This window comes from Shigella dysenteriae, from assembly GCF_022354085.1.
Lineage (GTDB): Bacteria > Pseudomonadota > Gammaproteobacteria > Enterobacterales > Enterobacteriaceae > Escherichia > Escherichia coli.
The window spans coordinates 1,774,856-1,794,332 of the sequence record NZ_CP055055.1 but is presented as its reverse complement, the minus strand read 5'-3'; the positions used below and the strand labels follow the sequence as shown (position 1 = coordinate 1,794,332).

Below are 19,477 nucleotides of genomic sequence, written 5' to 3'. Positions count from 1 at the left end.
TTCAGGCTGCGGTAATCAGCCAGCAGTTGTGGATCTGGCGGTTACGGGCGAAATCCTGGGAGAGCGTTTTTTGCGTAATTTCTTGTGCTTTCAGTCCCAGTTTTGCCAGGCCGTCGAGATCCATACGGAAGCCACGTTTGTTGTTCGAGAACATGATCGTCCCACCTGCACGCAGCAGACGTTTCAAATCTTTCATCAGCGCCAGATGATCGCGCTGAACATCAAACGCATCTTCCATTCGTTTTGAGTTAGAGAAGGTTGGCGGATCGATAAAGATCAGATCGAACTGTTCATTTGCCTCACGCAGCCACGCCAGGCAATCGGCCTGAATCAGGCGATGCGCACGCCCGGTCAGGCCATTCAAACGCAGGTTGCGTTCTGCCCACTCCAGATAAGTACGCGACATATCCACGGTGGTGGTGCTGCGTGCACCGCCTAATCCCGCATGCACGGTGGCGCTGCCGGTATAAGAGAACAGGTTGAGGAAATCTTTGCCTTTGCTCATCTGACCGAGCATACGACGGGCGATACGGTGATCGAGAAACAGACCGGTATCGAGGTAATCCGTCAGGTTCACCCACAAGTGAGCGTTATATTCGGTAACTTCAAGAAACTCGCCCTTCTCGCCCAGTTTCTGGTACTGATTTTTGCCCTTCTGGCGTTCACGGGTTTTCAGCACCAGTTTGTTTGGCGCAATCCCCAGTACCGAAATGGTTGCAGCGATAATATCGAACAGACGCTGACGCGCTTTGTGAGCATCAATAGTTTTTGGCGGCGCATACTCCTGCACCACCACCCAGTCGGCATAACGGTCAACGGCAACGTTATATTCCGGTAGATCGGCGTCATACAGGCGGTAACATTCAATTCCTTCCTGGCGAGCCCACTTCTCGAATTTTTTGAGGTTCTTACGCAGGCGGTTGGCGTAGTCTTCCGCTACCATCGCCGGTTTGCTGTCTGGAGTGCTTTCGGCAACGTGGTAATTTTTCTGTACGCAGTCCAGCGGGCCGTTTTTCGCCTTGTACTGTTTGTCTGCACGCAGCTGCAAGCAGCTGAGCAGATCCGGCGAGGCGCTAAACAAAGAGAGATTCCAGCCACCGAACTGGTTTTTCATGATTCGGCCCAGCAGACTATGCAGCGCAATCAGCGCCGGTTCGCTGTCCAGACGTTCCCCGTATGGCGGGTTGCTCAACACTGTACCGTACGGCCCTTTCGGCAGCGGATTGGTCAGTTGCGCGACATCTTTCACCTCAAAGGTGATCAGTTCACCAATCCCCGCAAGACGGGCGTTAGTGCGCGCACGTTGAATCACCCGTGCGTCGCTGTCCGAACCGTAAAAATGAGAGCTATACTCAGCCAGGCCTTTACGGGCACGAGTTTGCGCTTCCGCTTTCACTTCCTGCCAGATAGCTTCATCATGCTGCGCCCAGCCGCTAAAGCCCCAACGCCCACGGTGCAAGCCTGGTGCGCGATCGGTCGCCAGCATCGCCGCTTCAATCAGCAACGTACCGGAACCACACATCGGATCGAGCAGCGGTGTTCCTGGCTGCCAGCCGGATCGCATCACAATAGCGGCTGCCAGGGTTTCTTTGATCGGCGCAATACCAGCACGATCGCGATAGCCACGCAGATGTAAACCATCACCACTCAGATCAAGAGCGATACTGGCGGTTTCTTTATGCAGCCAGACGTTAACGCGGATATCCGGCGCATCGCGATCAACATTTGGACGCGGCAGATTTTTCCGCGTGAAAGCATCGACGATCGCGTCTTTCACTTTCATCGCGCCGTACTGACTGTTGCGGATGGTGTCATTCAAACCACTGAAGTGGACAGCGAAGGTCGCGCCAGGATTAAACATCTCTGTCCAGTTGATCGCCTGAACACCGAGATAGAGGTCTAAATCGCTGTAAACCTTACACTCGCCCAGCGGCAACATAATACGCGAGGCCAGGCGGCTCCACATCAGGCTCTGGTAAACAAGCCGTGTGTCGCCCTTGAAATGGACCCCACCCTGAACCACCTGGCATTCAACGGCCCCCAGGTTTTCCAGTTCAGTTTTTAACAGCTCTTCCAGCCCACGGGCCGTACTGGCAAACAGAGAATTCATATCGTCACTTTTACTCTAAGAGCCTACCGCAGTAGGCGTAATTGTTGCAGTCAGTCTGGACATGGACAGCGCGGAGAAACCGGAGCGTACACAAGTACGTGAGGATTTCGAGCACAACCCAGGGCCAAACTGACAAATAAAATAGCCTAATGGGACAGGCGCTAAGAAAATTGTTGCGCATTATAGCTAATAAGCGCGTCATGTCATAAAGTTGAGGGCTTATTTTCATTTGAGGACCGCACCGTGGCGACATTAACCCGGCTTTTTATTCATCCTGTTAAATCGATGCGCGGCATTGGTCTTACACATGCTCTGGCTGATGTCAGTGGTCTGGCCTTCGATCGCATCTTTATGATCACGGAACCTGACGGTACGTTTATTACCGCTCGCCAGTTTCCCCAGATGGTACGGTTTACTCCTTCACCTGTGCATGATGGCTTGCATCTCACCGCACCAGATGGCAGTAGCGCATATGTTCGTTTTGCTGATTTCGCCACACAAGACGCACCAACCGAAGTTTGGGGCACACATTTTACCGCGCGAATTGCGCCAGACGCGATCAACAAATGGCTAAGTGGATTTTTCTCCCGCGAAGTGCAATTACGCTGGGTGGGGCCACAAATGACCCGGCGCGTGAAACGCCACAACACTGTACCTCTGTCATTTGCTGATGGCTATCCTTACCTTCTTGCTAACGAAGCCTCGTTACGTGATCTCCAACAACGTTGTCCGGCCAGTGTAAAAATGGAGCAATTCCGCCCCAATCTGGTGGTTTCCGGCGCGTCAGCCTGGGAAGAAGATCGCTGGAAAGTGATTCGCATTGGTGATGTGGTGTTTGATGTGGTTAAACCTTGTAGCCGCTGTATTTTCACCACCGTCAGCCCAGAAAAAGGGCAAAAACATCCGGCAGGCGAACCATTAAAAACATTGCAATCTTTCCGCACTGCCCAGGATAACGGCGATGTCGATTTTGGTCAGAATTTAATTGCCCGTAATAGCGGCGTGATTCGCGTTGGCGATGAGGTGGAAATTCTGGCAACGGCTCCGGCAAAAATTTACGGCGCAGCTGCCGCTGATGATACCGCCAACATCACGCAACAACCGGACGCAAATGTAGATATTGACTGGCAGGGACAGGCATTTCGTGGAAATAACCAACAGGTGTTGCTGGAGCAATTAGAAAATCAGGGAATTCGTATCCCTTATTCTTGCCGCGCGGGCATTTGTGGAAGTTGCCGTGTTCAGCTTTTAGAAGGCGAAGTCACGCCGCTGAAAAAATCAGCAATGGGCGATGATGGCACCATTCTTTGCTGTAGCTGTGTACCGAAGACTGCACTTAAGTTGGCGCGTTAGACTGCCTGTTCGAGGCTGAAGCTGTCAACATTAACCTGCGGTTTCAGCCTGTCGTTCATGATTTTAATGGCGTCGCCCAACTGCATCGCGCGACCCGCAATAACAACGCAGGGTTGTGCCAGCAGGCATAGTGCGGCATTTTCGCCAGATTCAACGACCAGCAAATTGACCTGCTCGTGAGTATCGCTCAACCAAACGCAGGCCGCATCGCCCGGCATGGGCACCCACATTTCACCATGGGAAACAAAATGCCAGCTTTTCGGCATTTGCGGTTTGAGATAGCGAATTGCTACCAGTGCATTCAGCACCAGTTCGGCTTTTTGTTCTTTAGATAAATTAAAATCGCGGCACTTTTCTTCAAAAGAGAAATAGAGCGCGGCGTCGTCAACGCAAAAGCCTGCGGGAGAAAAGGCATCTGGAGTCAACATCTTGCGCGCAAAACGTGAGCGAAATAGCATACCATTGGCTAAATCGAGCATCATTCGATCGTGCTCTTCATCGTAATACCAACGCCAGTTATCGTCTGGTTTAATTCGCATCTGCCTCTCCCCTACCCTATAAAACCGCAGCAACACAATCCATTGTCGCTTCGCTTAATAACCTCAACAATAAAAGTACAAAATGTCTAAATAAGCAACAGCGATGAATATAAAACAACCAGGGCTGAAAATAAAGCCCTGATTATCTTATAAAGAGGAATTCGAAGAAATAATTAGATATGGGTAACGATTTCTTTAATCAGCGGCGGACCTTTAAAAATAAAACCAGAATAAATTTGCACCAGTGAGGCACCCGCAGCAATCTTTTCACGCGCAGCGATAACCGAGTCGATGCCGCCAACACCGATGATCGGTAAGCGACCGTTTAATTCCAGTGACAAGCGGCGAATAATTTCGGTGCTTTTTAACTGAAGCGGACGACCACTTAAGCCACCGGTTTGATCGCAATTTTTCATTCCCTGAACCAGAGAACGATCGAGTGTGGTATTGGTTGCAATAACGCCATCAATATTATGGCGAACTAAACTATCGGCAACCTGGATCAATTCTTCTTCAGAAAGATCCGGCGCGATCTTCACTGCGATCGGCACATATTTATGGTGCATCGCTTGCAAATCATTTTGCTTATTTTTAATCGCGGTTAAGAGATCATCCAGCGCTTCACCATATTGCAGCGTGCGTAATCCTGGGGTATTCGGCGATGAAATATTGATGGCGATATATCCCGCATAGGCATAGATTTTTTCCATACAAATCAGATAGTCATCTTTGCCCTGCTCCACTGGCGTATCTTTATTTTTGCCGATGTTAATACCCAGGACGCCGTCATAATGGGCCTTTTTTACGTTCTCTACGAGGTTATCAACGCCAAGATTATTAAAGCCCATACGGTTGATCAAACCTTCGGCATCTACCAGACGAAAGAGACGCGGCTTGTCATTACCTGGCTGTGGACGTGGCGTGACGGTACCGATCTCGATCGATCCAAATCCCATCGCGCCTAACGCGTCAATGCACTCCCCGTCTTTATCAAGACCGGCTGCCAGACCAAGCGGATTTTTAAACGTCAGGCCCATGCAGTTAACAGGTTTCGCAGGCACTTTCTGCCGCACCAGTGCTTCAAACGGCGTTCCTGTAATACGGCGTAATTGCTGAAAAGTAAACTCATGAGCGCGCTCTGGATCGAGCTGGAAAAGGGCTTTACGAACGAAGGGGTAGTACATGAACTCTCCTGGATTCCCGGTGTGCAAACCGGGGGCGTATTATGTGCGAGTTCGGACCAAAAGGGAATTGACCTGCGGCAAAAAAAACGCAAACGTTTTCCGAACCTGTTTCAGGGCAGATTTTGCTCCTTCTTTGCACTCAACCCGCCGTAATCATTTATCGCCCGCCAGGCGACATGACACGGTGCGATTGCCTGACACCAGCTTGTCTGACGCTGGCTTTTAGGCGGCACAACTCCCGCATTACTTAACGCTTTACCATTTACGCTCACCTGAATCAGGTTAATGTAGTAAGGCGTTGGGTTAGTGAGTTGTACACCCTGCGAATTCCGTGTCCAGCGTAATTGTTGATAAGCTTCCAGCGGGTCGCCCGGCAAACCTTCGGGTCGCCAGAACAGTTTAAATACCGAGCGCATCGCCACTTTTACGCTCTGATTTTCAACTTTGCCGGATGGCACGCTGGCAATGCTTAACTCAAATAGCGTTTCGCGATCCACAGGCAAGATGTCGCTTTCCGTTCTCAGCAAGCGCAACGTGCCTGTAGTACCGGGCTTCAGGAGAATAAGTGGCGGAGCGGCCAGTAATAGTGCTGGCACTGTCGACACTTCCCCCCCGGCCCAACGCGTTGGGCGATTGATTTTGCTGTTAATAAGCCAGGATTCCTGACTGGTATTAGTCAGTAAAATAGATATCGATTCTCTGTCTGCCGGAAAGATAAATCGCGTTCCGCCGACCACCACTCCTGCCTGCAATTCACCCGCCACCAGCAGCGATAAAACGGCGAAAATCAAGAGCGCTAATCTGTTCCACGTATTAGTCATAATGAAGTACAAATGTCGCGCTGGCATTCACTTTACCCGACTGCACATCGCTATTGACAGGTCGCAATTGCGCATAAAAAGTTAATAGCACCTTACCGCTATGTAGGCTGTAGTCTTTACTCGCCTGGTTAAGCGGAATCAATATCTTCGCATCATCCAGAATCGCAATTGCCAGCCCACTGGCTGCATCCGTACCACTTTCAATGGACAGCATTTCGCTCTGCACTCCGTCGGGGGTTCCTGAAAAGGTGACGTCAACCGTGCTGACATCTGTTCCGCAATCCTGCAAATTAATGATGAAAGATTTCTCCGGGCCATAATTCCCATGAAAAAAACGTGTCAGCGAGACATCGCCTAACTGCACATTGATTTGCTTGCTATCCTGTGCCAGCACGCATGTATTACGGCGAAACGATCCGCTAATGTTGACCGTGCCATCATGGGCAAATAGCTCACAGCCCCCCGTTAATCCCAGTAAGAACAGAATCCAGATTATCCGTTTCAACATCACTCCTTCACTGGTAAACCAGATCAAAATAGAGAACCGCCGTCGCATTACCGCCCGTTGCTCCCGCCTTTGTGGACTTATAACGAAGTTGATATTTGAGTGTGTTATCCCCGGCTTTTAAGGGCGTAAGAGGCTGGACCTGATTGAGCGGGATTTCTTGCTGACTTTGCGCATCAAGAATTTGCACGGCAATCCCCGTTGCCATACCACCGCTTCCGCCTGTGTCAGTTAGTTTGAGCAGTGTCGGCGCAAGGGTGTCAGCCTCGCCGCTAAAAAGGACGTCCGCGCCAGTAATACCAGCGGCACAACCGGTGATATCGATATTCAAATCAGCAGCAGTGCTTACGGTATTCGCAGCCTGAAAATCACTGATATTAAAATCACCAATATGAATATTTTGTAATGCACTTTTGGTGGCGACATCACAGCCCTGATCGACCACATTCCCATAAATATGCATACTAACTTGTTCAGGCCCAGCCATCCCGACATGGATGTTAAGAATGCTAAAGAACAAGATAACGCACTGAAATATCGTTTTTTTCTTCATACGTTCACGCGTTAATCAAAATTTATTCTCACCGTTGCCGTGGCTTCAAATCGCCCGGTTTCTGGTGGTACACCTGTCGTGCTGACTGGATAGACATTCATTCGCGCGATACTGTCTGCATCATCAGGAATAGAGAGCGGTAATGTTCCACCAGCAGGGGAAATAATGTTGTTCTGGCTATCGGTCACCACCACGCCCACGCCAGGACGTGACGTCTTAATCGCCTGGGGATAGCTGGGGTCTGTGGTTGCCGTCAAACTCAGGTTGACGTTAACTAACCCCGCGTTTCCCGTGTTACACCTGACTGGAATTGCAAGTTCTGCCGTTCTGGCCCCAAGAGGCTTATGCCCTACAACACGAAAGTTAGCCGCAAATACGTCGCCCAGATCGACCTCGATTGTTTCTCCGGCATTGACGGAACATGAGCCAAGTGAATTGATAGTACCAGACAGGTAATACACTAAAACCGGTGTACCTGTAGTCGTGCAGGAATCACCTGCGGGTATGTTGTAGCATTCAAATAATCGCGCCAGCGCCATAGGAGGAATGACGACCGAACCAACGAACGGCTGCAATATTTTCAGGGAAAAGCTACCGCTATTACCGCTAGCCCCCTGGCCACCTAAACGTTGACCGCCGGGATCGCAAATATGCCATCGTGTATCTGCTCCTGTGCCCACGTTTTCGAAAGGAACCGCAGTAGGAGAACTGCCTTTAACCTGCAATAAAACTTTGGCGGCAAGATAGTCATTAATTTTGTACCAGTTGTCGCCTAAATAGACTAACGGTGAATCCGCGGCGAATGCCCATCGGCCACTTCTGACATTGTCTTTATCGCAATCACAGGAAACATAATAATCATTCGATTCGTTCCACTGATAAAATTTGTCTTTAACTACTCCAGCCGTATTTTCTTCTTCCTCCAGGGTTTTAACGCCAAAATTGACGCCAATATACGGATTCCCCTGAGTGGTATGACACTGCCCGCTATAAGCAGCAGTTTGAGCGCACCATAGCATTAAGACGGCGGCAAAAAATAGTCGTAGTAATAACACGCATTTTTCTCCAAAGATTATCTGCATATGGCATCCATTCGCGTAATCGCAGAGTTAATTTGTTGTTCGGTAAGCTGGTAACTGATATGACAAATTTGATCGGGAGCTTCGCCCCAGCGTACAGTTATCGCTCCCTGAGCGGGCAAACCGGACATATAGAGCGAGCCATCATCATCAATAATGCCGCTATTAGTCTGTACGCCGTCCAGCGTCGCTATCGCGCCAAAACGCAGCGGTATACCCTGCTTTGATGTTTTCATTAATACCCTTGCTCCCGCATGGGCATTGAACTCCGCCAGAACCAACGCCCCTTTGGTGGGAACCACGTTGACTACTGCATTTTCAAGATCCACGTTACGTTTTAACGATGCCGCATCAAGTGCGATTCGATTTTCCCGATAAGAAGTGGCATAGGGGACAACGGTATATCCGCGCCAGTCAGTTTTCAGCCCGGTGCTGTTCGCCACACGAGTATTCTCTGCGCCTGGTGCTGCAATCAGCACGTTAGTTTCCCCCAGCGATTGCCCCAGGGTAATGCCCTGTGAATGGGCAACTAAACTGCCTGAAAGAGCGTAGTTCAGTTGTTGTTGACTGCCGTTATCGCTGTAGTTGTAGCCCACTCGGGCATCTGCAAACGCCCCTTTGTAGTCCATGCTGGCGCTACCATTAGCCGTTTTCCCCTCGCTGTTATATCCCTGTTGCACGCTGTAGCTCAGGTTACCGTCATCGAGTAGTGTCTCCGTTAAACCCAGGTTTTGTGTAGTGTGCCCTTCGTTATCGATACTGGTGTTAGAGGTCATCCAGGCGTAATTTTTTTTGCTGGTATAGCTATCATTACTTCTGGGGAGCAACAGATTGATCGGCAGGGAAAAATTAAGTGCAAACACCTGATCAGCATCAGGTTGACCACGGGACTTACTGTAATTCCAGGAAACCCCTAGCGAGAGATCTTTAATTTGCGTGTTGTAGCCAAACTGTAATAGCCGCTCCTGTTGATCGGTATGCCAGTAAGTTTGCTGGCTACCACTTAAATAAAACGAACCGTACTCGCCTAATTGCTGGGAGATATTGACCTGCAGTTTGCCACGTTTGGTGTAAAACAAATTGTAATAACGCGACCACATCGGCGTATCTTCATCATCACCGTCATTAAATTCGTAGCCATCCATATGTTTATACATGGTGTCGGAAAGGGTGTAGAAACCCGACGTCGAATAGCGATAGCCCATCAATTGAAAGTTAGTACCCAATTGGTTGAGCGTTTTGGCATACAGAAAACGATATGACTGACCTTTATGTTCGCTTTGGTCTGCCAGCGTACTCTTCGCCTGGGTCACATCGAACGAAATTGCTCCGAAATCGCCGAGGTTAAATCCCAGACCAAACATGGCGGCACGGTAATATTCAGCATATTGTCCACCACCATACCAAGTCGTTCCCCACGGTCCGCCCCACTGCAACGTGGCCTGGGCAAATTTGCTCTCCTGCTGTTCATTACTATTGGTTCTGTATTTCGCCAGTGTCACCGCGTATTTGATTCGCCCCTGACGCTGGAGTAATGGCACGCTGGAAAAGGGTACGCTGTAGCTATTGACGCTGCCGTCCGCTTCTTTGATTTCAACTAACAAATCACCGCTCGACGACGTGGAATAGAGATCACTAATTTCAAAAGCACCAGGCGATACATAAGTTTGGTAAATGGTGTAACCATTTTGCTTAATCGTTATCTGGGCATTGCTTTTGGCGATACCACGCACCACAGGCGCAAACCCTTTCAGGCTGTCTGGCAGCATGTTGTCATCTGACGCCAGCTGCACACCACGAAAGCTGACACTATCGAAAAAATCGCCTGCAGTATAATCATCACCTACAGTCAGTTCGCCTTTCAGAGGAATAACCGCCCGTTGCAAATAGCTGCTGAGATTCTTCCATTCTGCGGTTTGGCCACTACTACGACTCCATGTTGAATTGTTGCGCAATCTCCATGGGCCTAAATTAACGCCACTGTTTAAATTCAGAAAATAACTGTCGCCAGAATCACTGTCTGCGCTGCTATGAATACTGTTAGCCCCGCTAAATGAATATCCCAGTAATAGCGCGTTGATCCCTTCATCCCAACGTTCAGGGGGGACATAACCACGAGCATTACTTTTGATGGCAATTTGCGGTACTGAAATTTCCAGACGGAGTTTATTCACATTAAAAGTTACGCTGGCATCCGGAATAATCTCCGCCAATAGCGCACACGCTTGTTTGTCCAGTTGTTTAAAAGCCGGAAATGCATCAGTATTCACGCCCATTGCATCCAGGCTTTCAGTCGTCAAACAGGCGGCAATCCCCTTCTCTGGCGTTATCTCAACAAAATTGACGTTGCGCGTATCTACAATTGTCTGATTCAGAACAATATCGACACGATAAACCCCTGGCGTTATTTTTTGTCCTTTTTCGAAACGAGACAAATCGGCCACCATTGAGGGATCATCTTTGAAAAAGGCTGGATCGAACCAGGTTTCAGCTTGTGCATTGAACGCTGCCGACACAAACACCACCAGCCCACCAATAAACGATGGCACGCCACCAGAGCTTAACAGGCTGTGTTGTCGGTGAGTTCTATACATCTCGCTCTCTTAACTGAAGACGAATTACGATTTACAGTTGAGTTGCGGCGTTTCCGCCCCGTAGTCATTGATGGTTCGATACGTTACGCTGCTATTTTTGGCACCCTTTGGCAGAGAGAATTGGTATTTATCAAAGGGGGAAATCATTTGATTTTTAACTACCTTTCCATCTATTTTCAGGTCTGTCAGGGTAATGAAATAAGGTGTTGGGTTACTGACCGTAACCATGTCAGCTGACGAAGTGCAACGCAGTTTCGCCGGAGCCTCGCCTAAGGGATACGCTAAACCTTTTGGTCGCCAGAAAAGTTTGATGACGCTTTGTGTGGCAATCTTCAGGGTATTGCCTTCTTCCCGCTTCGTTGTTGAAGGGACTGCCCGTACGCTAGTGAAGAAAAGAGTTTCTCTGTCTTTCGCCAACGGCGCACCAATGTACATAATGCGTAACAGATTCTCATTAGCCGGATTCAGCACAAATAGCGGTGGTGTAATAATAAAGTCTGCTGATTTTTTATTATCTGGGGTCATCACCCATGACTGAATAAGATAAGGAACATCCGGACTGGTGTTACGTACACCCAGTGAAATTTGCTCTTCACCTTCTGAATAAACAAGACGTGTTGCTGCAAGTCCAATCCCGCCTTTACCTGCCGCCCATGCGGATGAGCAGCTGAGTAATATCGCCGTTAAACTTACGGTCACAATTCCCTTTGTTATGCAAGTTTTCATAAATAGTCACTCTTAAAAAATATGAATATCCCCTCCAGAACACTAGAGGGGTACTAATTAACAAAACAATTAATGAGTTCTATTAATAATAGTTAATATGGAAATTTGTTACCGCATTCACATTACCAGAAGTCGCTTTCCCCGTAGCGATATAATCAACTTTAAAAGTCAACGTCTGATCTCCATCTTGCAACAAAATGTTCCCGGTTTCTGTGTCTGGCTTGATGGCCGTTGTACCATCATTCATATACATTTGCAGGGCCACGTTTGTAGCAGCATCAGATGAGGCCTGGTTAGCAAACGCTGTAATCTGAGTAGCATCCGCAGTGCCATTAAAGGTGAACGTTGCATTTTTTGTTACGGTAGTATCACAATCTTTTAATTCAATTGGCACATCAGTTTGCACGCCAGAAACCTGACCATTGGTTTGCAACTTCGTGGCACTAACATCTGGCAAAGTCACCACGGAATCTTTCGTCGCAGCTACCAGGGTACAAGCTGGAGCAATAACTTTACCATTAAATGTTACTGAACCATCCGTGATAGCATTATCATCAGCTGCCATAACACTGGACGTTGCACATACCACAGTTATAAACGCCGTCAATACACTTTTTTTCATCGTTATCATCCTGATCTCTTCGTAAATATGATAATGCCTTTAAATGACATTAGACTTAATAATAACAATAATTGTCCGCCATTTAAATCAAGCATACTAAATCCAATAAGTGACAAATCTTTAATTTATAGATTTCATGAATATTTAAATATTACCTGAACGAGTAATTCATTGATTCAACATCTAATGACTATCCAATAAATAAATATGCGTGATATATAAAGCCCTTTCTTTAGTTTATTTTCAGAAAAAGATACACAAAATTTATATTTGGCATTTTCTTGTCTCTCCGACAGACTGAGCGAATTGTTATCAATGTTAACAAAACAAGAACAATTGGTTATAAGGAGAGAGTATGCGTGTCATCACCCTGGCGGGTAGTCCTCGCTTTCCTTCTCGCTCCAGCTCCTTGCTGGAATATGCGCGGGAAAAACTAAATGGCCTGGATGTAGAGGTTTATCACTGGAATCTGCAAAACTTCGCCGCGGAAGATCTGCTTTATGCTCGTTTCGATAGTCCGGCACTCCATACCTTCACCGAACAGTTGCAACAGGCTGACGGGCTGATTGTCGCCACGCCTGTGTATAAAGCCGCTTATTCCGGTGCGCTGAAAACCCTGCTCGACCTGCTGCCAGAACGTGCGTTGCAAGGCAAAGTGGTGCTACCGCTGGCGACGGGCGGTACGGTGGCCCATCTGCTGGCGGTCGATTATGCCCTTAAGCCAGTTTTAAGTGCGCTGAAAGCCCAGGAGATCCTGCACGGCGTGTTTGCCGATGACTCACAAGTAATTGATTACCATCACAAACCCCAGTTCACGCCGAATTTACAAACCCGTCTTGATACCGCGCTAGAAACTTTCTGGCAGGCATTGCACCGCCGCGATGTTCAGGTTCCTGATCTTCATTCTCTGCGAGGTAATGCCCATGCGTAACATCATTAAACTGGCGCTGGTGGGATTGCTTAGCGTCTCTACACTCGCGGTTGCCGCAGAGTCTTCGCCAGAGGCGTTAAGGATTGGCTATCAGAAAAGCAACATCAGTTCGGTGCTGGCGAAAAATTACCAAATGCTGGAAAAACGCTATCCGCAAACAAAAATCTCGTGGGTGGAGTTCCCCGCTGGCCCGCAAATGCTTGAGGCGTTAAACGTTGGCAGTATTGATCTCGGCAGTACCGGGGATATTCCGCCAATCTTCGCCCAGGCTGCCGGGGCTGATTTGCTGTACGTGGGCGTCGAGCCGCCGAAGCCAAAAGCCGAGGTGATTCTGGTGGCAGAAAACAGCCCGATCAAAACCGTAGCCGATCTTAAAGGCCACAAAGTTGCGTTCCAGAAAGGTTCCAGTTCACACAATCTTTTACTGCGCGCACTACGCCAGGCCGGACTTAAGTTTACTGACATCCAGCCCACTTATCTGACGCCAGCTGATGCCCGCGCCGCGTTCCAGCAAGGTAACGTTGACGCCTGGGCTATCTGGGATCCCTACTACTCCGCTGCATTATTACAGGGCGGCGTGCGGGTGTTGAAAGACGGCACCGATCTCAATCAAACCGGATCGTTTTATCTGGCAGCTCGCCCCTATGCAGAAAAAAACGGCGCTTTTATTCAGGGTGTACTGGCAACCTTTAGTGAGGCCGATGCGTTAACCCGCAGCCAGCGCGAGCAAAGCATCGCTTTACTGGCAAAAACGATGGGCTTACCGGAACCGGTGATTGCCTCTTACTTAGATCATCGCCCTCCTACCACCATCAAACCGGTTAACGCCGAGGTTGCCGCCTTACAGCAGCAAACGGCAGATCTGTTTTATGAAAACCGTCTGGTGCCGAAAAAAGTCGATATTCGCCAACGCATCTGGCAGCCCACTCAACTGGAAGGAAAACAATTATGAGTCTGAATATGTTCTGGTTTTTACCGACCCATGGTGACGGGCATTATCTGGGAACGGAAGAAGGTTCACGCCCGGTTGATCACGGTTATCTGCAACAAATTGCGCAAGCGGCGGATCGTCTTGGCTATACCGGTGTGCTGATCCCAACGGGGCGCTCCTGCGAAGATGCGTGGCTGGTTGCCGCATCGATGATCCCGGTGACGCAGCGGCTGAAGTTTCTTGTCGCCCTGCGTCCCAGCGTAACCTCACCTACCGTTGCCGCCCGCCAGGCCGCCACGCTTGACCGTCTCTCAAATGGACGTGCGTTGTTTAACCTGGTCACAGGCAGCGATCCACAAGAACTGGCAGGCGACGGCGTGTTCCTTGATCATAGTGAGCGCTACGAAGCCTCGGCGGAATTTACCCAGGTCTGGCGGCGTTTATTGCTGGGGGAAACCGTCGATTTCAACGGTAAACATATTCATGTGCGGGGAGCCAAACTGCTCTTCCCGCCGATTCAACAGCCGTATCCTCCGCTTTACTTTGGCGGTTCGTCAGACGTCGCCCAGGAGCTGGCGGCAGAACAGGTTGATCTCTACCTCACCTGGGGCGAACCGCCGGAACTGGTTAAAGAGAAAATCGAACAAGTGCGGGCGAAAGCTGCCGCGCATGGACGCAAAATTCGTTTCGGCATTCGTCTGCATGTGATTGTTCGTGAAACTAACGACGAAGCGTGGCAGGCCGCCGAGCGGTTAATCTCGCATCTTGATGATGAGACTATCGCCAAAGCACAAGCCGCATTCGCCCGCACGGATTCCGTGGGGCAACAGCGAATGGCAGCGCTACATAACGGCAAGCGCGACAATCTGGAGATCAGCCCCAATTTATGGGCGGGCGTTGGCTTAGTGCGCGGCGGTGCCGGGACGGCGCTGGTGGGCGATGGTCCTACGGTCGCTGCGCGAATCAACGAATATGCCGCGCTTGGCATCGACAGCTTTGTGCTTTCGGGCTATCCGCATCTGGAAGAAGCGTATCGGGTCGGCGAGTTGCTGTTCCCACATCTGGATGTCGCCATTCCGGAAATTCCCCAGCCGCAGCCGCTGATTCCGCAAGGCGAAGCGGTGGCGAATGATTTTATCCCCCGTAAAGTCGCGCAAAGCTAAGGAACACGATGATGGCAACGCCAGTGAAGAAGTGGTTATTGCGCGTTGCCCCCTGGTTTTTACCGGTGGGCATCGTGGCGGTGTGGCAACTGGCCTCCTCAGTTGGCTGGCTGTCGACGCGTATTTTGCCTTCACCGGAAGGAGTGGTGACGGCGTTCTGGACGCTCTCCGCCAGCGGCGAACTGTGGCAGCATCTGGCGATCAGCTCCTGGCGGGCGCTGATTGGCTTTTCAATTGGCGGATCGCTGGGGTTGATTTTGGGACTGATTAGCGGGCTATCTCGCTGGGGAGAACGGCTGCTGGATACCTCAATTCAGATGTTGCGCAACGTGCCGCATCTGGCGCTGATCCCGCTGGTGATTTTGTGGTTTGGCATTGATGAATCCGCAAAAATCTTTCTGGTGGCGCTCGGTACGCTATTCCCCATTTATATCAACACCTGGCATGGCATCCGTAATATCGATCGCGGGTTGGTGGAGATGGCGCGTAGCTATGGATTATCCGGCATACCGCTGTTTATCCATGTGATCCTGCCTGGTGCCCTGCCCTCAATTATGGTCGGCGTGCGTTTTGCGTTGGGCCTGATGTGGCTGACGCTGATTGTTGCCGAAACCATTTCTGCCAATTCAGGCATTGGTTATCTGGCGATGAATGCGCGGGAGTTTTTGCAAACGGACGTGGTGGTGGTCGCCATTATTCTTTACGCCCTGCTCGGCAAACTGGCTGACGTCAGCGCGCAGCTGTTAGAGCGCCTCTGGTTGCGCTGGAACCCGGCTTATCATTTGAAGGAGGCCACGGTATGAATACTGCTCGTCTGAACCAGGGCACGCCATTGTTGCTCAATGCAGTAAGCAAACATTACGCGGAAAATATCGTCCTGAACCAACTGGATTTACATATTCCGGCAGGTCAGTTTGTGGCGGTGGTGGGCCGCAGCGGTGGTGGCAAAAGTACCCTGCTGCGCCTGCTGGCAGGTCTGGAAACGCCAACCGCTGGCGATGTGTTAGCAGGCACCACACCGCTGGCTGAAATTCAGGAAGACACGCGAATGATGTTTCAGGATGCGCGTCTGCTACCGTGGAAATCGGTGATTGATAACGTTGGGTTAGGCCTTAAAGGCCAGTGGCGCGATGCCGCGCATCGGGCGTTGGCTGCGGTAGGACTGGAGAATCGCGCCGGGGAATGGCCTGCCGCACTTTCTGGCGGGCAGAAACAGCGAGTGGCGCTGGCAAGAGCGTTGATTCATCGACCGGGTTTATTGTTGCTTGATGAACCGCTCGGGGCGCTGGATGCCTTAACGCGACTCGAGATGCAGGATTTGATTGTGTCACTTTGGCAGGAGCACGGCTTTACCGTACTGTTGGTGACGCATGATGTGAGCGAAGCGGTAGCAATGGCTGACCGGGTGTTATTAATTGAAGAGGGAAAAATTGGTCTGGATTTGACAGTGGATATCCCTCGTCCGCGTCGATTAGGGTCGGTGCGATTAGCGGAGCTGGAATCGGAAGTGTTGCAACGGGTAATGCAGCGTGGTGAGTCTGAAACTCGCCTGAGAAAACAGGGGTAAAATCCCCGAATGGCGGCGCTATTGCCGCCATTCGGTTATTTTTTAAGCCAGTGCTTTGGTGATCTTCTCGTACAGATCGCCAGAGAGATTTTCCAGCCCTTTCAACTGTTCCAGCGCCGCGCGCATTTTCTCCTGACGTTTGGCATCGTAACGTTTCAGGCGAATCAGCGGTTCAATCAGACGTGAAGCCACCTGCGGGTTACGGCTGTTGAGGTCGGTAAGCATTTCCACCAGGAACTGGTAACCGCTCCCATCTTCGGCATGGAACGCTGCCGGGTTGCTGCCCGCAAACGCACCAATCAACGAACGAATACGGTTCGGGTTGCTCATGGTAAATGAGCGATGCTGCAACAGGCCGCGCACCGTCTCCAGCACATTCGCCGCCGGGCTGGTGGCTTGCAGGATAAACCATTTATCCATCACCAGACCATCCTGATGCCACTTGTCGTCGTACTCCTGCATCAGCGCGTCACGGCAAGGCAGCTGTGCAGCAACCGCCGCAGAAAGCGCTGCCAGCGCATCGGTCATATTGTTTGCTTCATGGTATTGCTTGCTCACCAGCACGTCAGCCAGATGCGTTTCACCAAAAGCAAGGAAGCGCAGGCAGGCATTACGCAGAGTGCGTTTTGCAATATCTTCATGCTCAACGCGGTACTCGCTCTGGTAATTCGCGTTGTAAATAGCCAGCAGCTCATCCGCCAGTTCAGTCGCCAGAGTACGAGTGAGTGCTTCGCGTACTTCGGCAATAGCAATCGGGTCGATGATATCGAACAGTTCAGCCATTTCATTGACAGAAGGCAGCGTCAGGATTTCTGCCGCCAGCGCCGGATCAATCTTCTCATCGAGCAGCACCGCGCGGAAAGCGTCAGCCACATGTACCGGCAGAGACAGCGGCTGCCCTTGCTGATGACGGGCGACGTTCAGCTTGATGTAGGTTGCCAGCAAACTTTGCGCCGCATCCCAACGGGAGAAATCATTACGCGCATGACGCATCAGGAAGGTCAGTTGCTGATCGCTCCACTTATATTCCAGTTTCACTGGCGCAGAGAATTCGCACAGCAGCGCAGGCACCGGCTGGAAGTAGACATTATCAAAAACAAAGGTCTGTTCCGCCTGGGTGACGTTCAGCACGGAATTCACCGGATGACCGCCTTTCTGCAACGGGATCACTTTGCCTTCGTTATCATACAGTTCGATGGCAAACGGAATATGCAGCGGCTGTTTTTCTGCCTGATCCGGAGTGGCTGGCGTGCGCTGGCTGATGGTCAGGGTGTACTGCTCGGTTTCCGGATTGTAGTCGTCTTTGACGGTCACAACCGGCGTACCGGACTGGCTGTACCAACGGCGGAAATGGGAGAGATCGACATTCGACGCATCTTCCATCGCCTGCACAAAATCGTCACAGGTCGCTGCGCTACCATCATGACGCTCGAAATAGAGCTGCATCCCTTTCTGGAAATTTTCTTCGCCAAGCAGGGTGTGGATCATGCGAATCACCTCCGCGCCCTTCTCGTAAACGGTCAGGGTGTAGAAGTTGTTCATCTCAATGACCATATCCGGGCGGATTGGGTGCGCCATCGGGCTGGCGTCTTCCGCAAACTGCAATCCGCGCATGGTGCGCACATTATTGATACGGTTTACCGCGCGGGAACCAAGGTCAGAGCTGAATTCCTGATCGCGGAAGACGGTTAAACCTTCTTTCAGGCTGAGCTGGAACCAGTCGCGGCAGGTCACTCGGTTACCGGTCCAGTTATGGAAATATTCATGGCCGATAACGCGTTCAATATCGAGGTAATCTTTGTCGGTGGCGGTATCGGTGCGGGCCAGCACATATTTGGAGTTAAAGATATTCAGCCCCTTATTCTCCATTGCGCCCATATTGAAGAAATCCACCGCGACGATCATATAGATGTCGAGGTCATACTCCAGGCCAAAGCGTTCTTCATCCCATTTCATGGAGTTTTTCAGCGAGGTCATCGCCCACGGCGCGCGATCAAGGTTGCCGCGATCGACGTACAGCTCCAGTGCTACTTCGCGACCAGAACGCGTGGTAAAGGTATCGCGCAGTACATCAAAGTCGCCTGCCACCAGCGCAAACAGGTAGCACGGTTTCGGGAACGGGTCCTGCCACTGTACCCAATGGCGTCCGTTTTCCAGTTCGCCTTGCGCAACGCGGTTACCATTGGAAAGCAGGAAGGGATATTTGATTTTATCGGCAATAATTTTGGTGGTAAAACGCGCCAGCACGTCCGGGCGGTCGAGATAATACGTAATATGGCGGAAACCTTCGGCTTCACACTGGGTGCAAAGCGCATCGCCTGACTGATAAAGCCCTTCCAGCGCCGTATTCGCCGCCGGGCTTATTTCATTAATGATCTTAAGCGTAAAACGCTCCGGCAAATTACTGATGACCAGTGCGCCCTCTTCTTCTTTACAGGCGGTCCACGGCTCATCATTAATATGAACAGAAACCAGTTTGAGGTCTTCGCCGTTGAGACGAAGCGGAGCATCTGATGCACCATGACGGACAGCCTGGCTGACCGCGGTAACGACCGTCTTTTGCGCGTCGAGGTCAAAGGTCAAGTCAATATCAGTAATCTGGTAATCCGGCGCACGATAATCGTGACGGTATTTGGCTTGTGGCTGTTGAGTCATAAATAACCTTTAGCATCTTTTATAGAGTCTGGTGTTCAGTCTATTCCTGTTGCGTAAATCGCGCTATGCAGAATCTTCATCTTTTCAGGTACAAACGCCTTTATTGCTACATTTTTATAACATACACCGCGTAATGCCATCGAC

At 50.4% G+C, this 19,477-nt stretch carries 17 protein-coding genes; 6 read left to right on the top strand and 11 right to left on the bottom strand.

All coding sequences use genetic code 11. The annotated features are described in order from the left end of the window. Nucleotide 1 precedes the first annotated feature (1 nt). Entirely contained in the window at nt 2-2,110 is a 2,109-nt protein-coding gene (gene rlmKL / locus HUZ68_RS08510; RefSeq protein ID WP_001086527.1) for a bifunctional 23S rRNA (guanine(2069)-N(7))-methyltransferase RlmK/23S rRNA (guanine(2445)-N(2))-methyltransferase RlmL, read from the bottom strand. Nucleotides 2,111-2,353: 243 nt separating this feature from the next. Between rlmKL and ycbX the strand changes: the two genes are divergently transcribed. Then, the gene (ycbX, locus tag HUZ68_RS08505; protein WP_000224270.1) at nt 2,354-3,463 is read left to right on the top strand and encodes a 6-N-hydroxylaminopurine resistance protein YcbX; all 1,110 of its coding nucleotides are present in this window, start codon (nt 2,354-2,356) and stop codon (nt 3,461-3,463) included. Here ycbX and zapC read toward each other — a convergent pair. The 9 genes from zapC to HUZ68_RS08460 form a co-directional block, all read right to left on the bottom strand. Further along, nucleotides 3,460-4,002 (bottom strand): cell division protein ZapC, encoded by a 543-nt coding sequence (gene zapC, locus HUZ68_RS08500; protein WP_001295353.1) that lies wholly within the window; start codon nt 4,000-4,002, stop codon nt 3,460-3,462. The two genes, ycbX and zapC, sit on opposite strands and share 4 nt — an antisense overlap. A 173-nt stretch (nt 4,003-4,175) precedes the next feature. Next, on the bottom strand, nt 4,176-5,186 hold the full coding sequence (gene pyrD, locus HUZ68_RS08495) for a quinone-dependent dihydroorotate dehydrogenase (RefSeq protein WP_001295352.1): 1,011 nt from the start codon (nt 5,184-5,186) through the stop codon (nt 4,176-4,178). Between the two features lie 110 nt (nt 5,187-5,296). Continuing rightward, a complete protein-coding gene (locus tag HUZ68_RS08490; protein WP_162722165.1) occupies nt 5,297-6,034 on the bottom strand; it encodes a fimbrial chaperone in 738 nt (245 codons plus the stop codon). After that, nucleotides 6,000-6,515, bottom strand: a complete 516-nt coding sequence (locus HUZ68_RS08485) for a fimbrial protein (RefSeq protein ID WP_032149900.1) — start codon at nt 6,513-6,515, stop codon at nt 6,000-6,002. Before HUZ68_RS08485 ends, HUZ68_RS08490 begins: the two co-directional genes overlap by 35 nt. 7 nt (nt 6,516-6,522) lie before the next feature. Further along, the gene (locus tag HUZ68_RS08480; protein ID WP_000730614.1) at nt 6,523-7,065 is read right to left on the bottom strand and encodes a fimbrial protein; all 543 of its coding nucleotides are present in this window, start codon (nt 7,063-7,065) and stop codon (nt 6,523-6,525) included. 11 nt (nt 7,066-7,076) lie between these two features. Further along, nucleotides 7,077-8,147, bottom strand: coding sequence for a fimbrial protein (locus HUZ68_RS08475; protein ID WP_001165655.1), 1,071 nt, complete (start codon nt 8,145-8,147; stop codon nt 7,077-7,079). Beyond that, entirely contained in the window at nt 8,138-10,738 is a 2,601-nt protein-coding gene (locus HUZ68_RS08470; RefSeq protein WP_044808167.1) for a fimbrial biogenesis usher protein, read from the bottom strand. The genes HUZ68_RS08475 and HUZ68_RS08470 overlap by 10 nt, the downstream gene beginning before the upstream one ends. Before the next feature lie 24 nt (nt 10,739-10,762). After that, entirely contained in the window at nt 10,763-11,464 is a 702-nt protein-coding gene (locus HUZ68_RS08465) for a fimbrial biogenesis chaperone (RefSeq protein ID WP_001362155.1), read from the bottom strand. An 82-nt stretch (nt 11,465-11,546) separates the two neighbouring features. After that, on the bottom strand, nt 11,547-12,086 hold the full coding sequence (locus HUZ68_RS08460) for a fimbrial protein (RefSeq protein ID WP_000750294.1): 540 nt from the start codon (nt 12,084-12,086) through the stop codon (nt 11,547-11,549). Nucleotides 12,087-12,441: 355 nt separating this feature from the next. Between HUZ68_RS08460 and ssuE the strand changes: the two genes are divergently transcribed. From ssuE to ssuB, 5 genes are read left to right on the top strand one after another with little or no spacing between them, the layout of a single operon-like run. After that, nucleotides 12,442-13,017 (top strand): NADPH-dependent FMN reductase, encoded by a 576-nt coding sequence (ssuE, locus tag HUZ68_RS08455; RefSeq protein ID WP_001263919.1) that lies wholly within the window; start codon nt 12,442-12,444, stop codon nt 13,015-13,017. Further along, nucleotides 13,010-13,969, top strand: coding sequence for an aliphatic sulfonate ABC transporter substrate-binding protein SsuA (ssuA, locus tag HUZ68_RS08450; RefSeq protein WP_239594104.1), 960 nt, complete (start codon nt 13,010-13,012; stop codon nt 13,967-13,969). Before ssuE ends, ssuA begins: the two co-directional genes overlap by 8 nt. Continuing rightward, nucleotides 13,966-15,111, top strand: a complete 1,146-nt coding sequence (gene ssuD, locus HUZ68_RS08445; RefSeq protein WP_000055978.1) for an FMNH2-dependent alkanesulfonate monooxygenase — start codon at nt 13,966-13,968, stop codon at nt 15,109-15,111. The genes ssuA and ssuD overlap by 4 nt, the downstream gene beginning before the upstream one ends. 11 nt (nt 15,112-15,122) lie before the next feature. Next, nucleotides 15,123-15,914: an aliphatic sulfonate ABC transporter permease SsuC gene (ssuC, locus tag HUZ68_RS08440; RefSeq protein WP_000235203.1), complete on the top strand. Its 792-nt coding sequence runs from the start codon at nt 15,123-15,125 to the stop codon at nt 15,912-15,914. After that, on the top strand, nt 15,911-16,678 hold the full coding sequence (gene ssuB / locus HUZ68_RS08435) for an aliphatic sulfonates ABC transporter ATP-binding protein (RefSeq protein WP_021577213.1): 768 nt from the start codon (nt 15,911-15,913) through the stop codon (nt 16,676-16,678). Before ssuC ends, ssuB begins: the two co-directional genes overlap by 4 nt. A gap of 42 nt (nt 16,679-16,720) precedes the next feature. Here ssuB and pepN read toward each other — a convergent pair whose 3' ends face one another. Next, nucleotides 16,721-19,333: an aminopeptidase N gene (gene pepN, locus HUZ68_RS08430; RefSeq protein WP_021577212.1), complete on the bottom strand. Its 2,613-nt coding sequence runs from the start codon at nt 19,331-19,333 to the stop codon at nt 16,721-16,723. Nucleotides 19,334-19,477 lie beyond the last annotated feature (144 nt).

Coding starts and splice junctions, on each gene's coding strand:
- ssuB (WP_021577213.1), top strand. CDS start 15,911: ATGAATACTGCTCGTCTGAACCAGGGCACGCCATTGTTGCTCAATGCA.
- pyrD (WP_001295352.1), bottom strand. CDS start 5,186: ATGTACTACCCCTTCGTTCGTAAAGCCCTTTTCCAGCTCGATCCAGAG.
- HUZ68_RS08475 (WP_001165655.1), bottom strand. CDS start 8,147: ATGCAGATAATCTTTGGAGAAAAATGCGTGTTATTACTACGACTATTT.
- zapC (WP_001295353.1), bottom strand. CDS start 4,002: ATGCGAATTAAACCAGACGATAACTGGCGTTGGTATTACGATGAAGAG.
- ssuA (WP_239594104.1), top strand. CDS start 13,010: ATGCGTAACATCATTAAACTGGCGCTGGTGGGATTGCTTAGCGTCTCT.
- ssuC (WP_000235203.1), top strand. CDS start 15,123: ATGGCAACGCCAGTGAAGAAGTGGTTATTGCGCGTTGCCCCCTGGTTT.
- HUZ68_RS08460 (WP_000750294.1), bottom strand. CDS start 12,086: ATGAAAAAAAGTGTATTGACGGCGTTTATAACTGTGGTATGTGCAACG.
- ssuE (WP_001263919.1), top strand. CDS start 12,442: ATGCGTGTCATCACCCTGGCGGGTAGTCCTCGCTTTCCTTCTCGCTCC.
- ssuD (WP_000055978.1), top strand. CDS start 13,966: ATGAGTCTGAATATGTTCTGGTTTTTACCGACCCATGGTGACGGGCAT.
- HUZ68_RS08465 (WP_001362155.1), bottom strand. CDS start 11,464: ATGAAAACTTGCATAACAAAGGGAATTGTGACCGTAAGTTTAACGGCG.
- HUZ68_RS08485 (WP_032149900.1), bottom strand. CDS start 6,515: ATGTTGAAACGGATAATCTGGATTCTGTTCTTACTGGGATTAACGGGG.
- rlmKL (WP_001086527.1), bottom strand. CDS start 2,110: ATGAATTCTCTGTTTGCCAGTACGGCCCGTGGGCTGGAAGAGCTGTTA.
- HUZ68_RS08470 (WP_044808167.1), bottom strand. CDS start 10,738: ATGTATAGAACTCACCGACAACACAGCCTGTTAAGCTCTGGTGGCGTG.
- HUZ68_RS08490 (WP_162722165.1), bottom strand. CDS start 6,034: ATGCCAGCGCGACATTTGTACTTCATTATGACTAATACGTGGAACAGA.
- HUZ68_RS08480 (WP_000730614.1), bottom strand. CDS start 7,065: ATGAAGAAAAAAACGATATTTCAGTGCGTTATCTTGTTCTTTAGCATT.
- pepN (WP_021577212.1), bottom strand. CDS start 19,333: ATGACTCAACAGCCACAAGCCAAATACCGTCACGATTATCGTGCGCCG.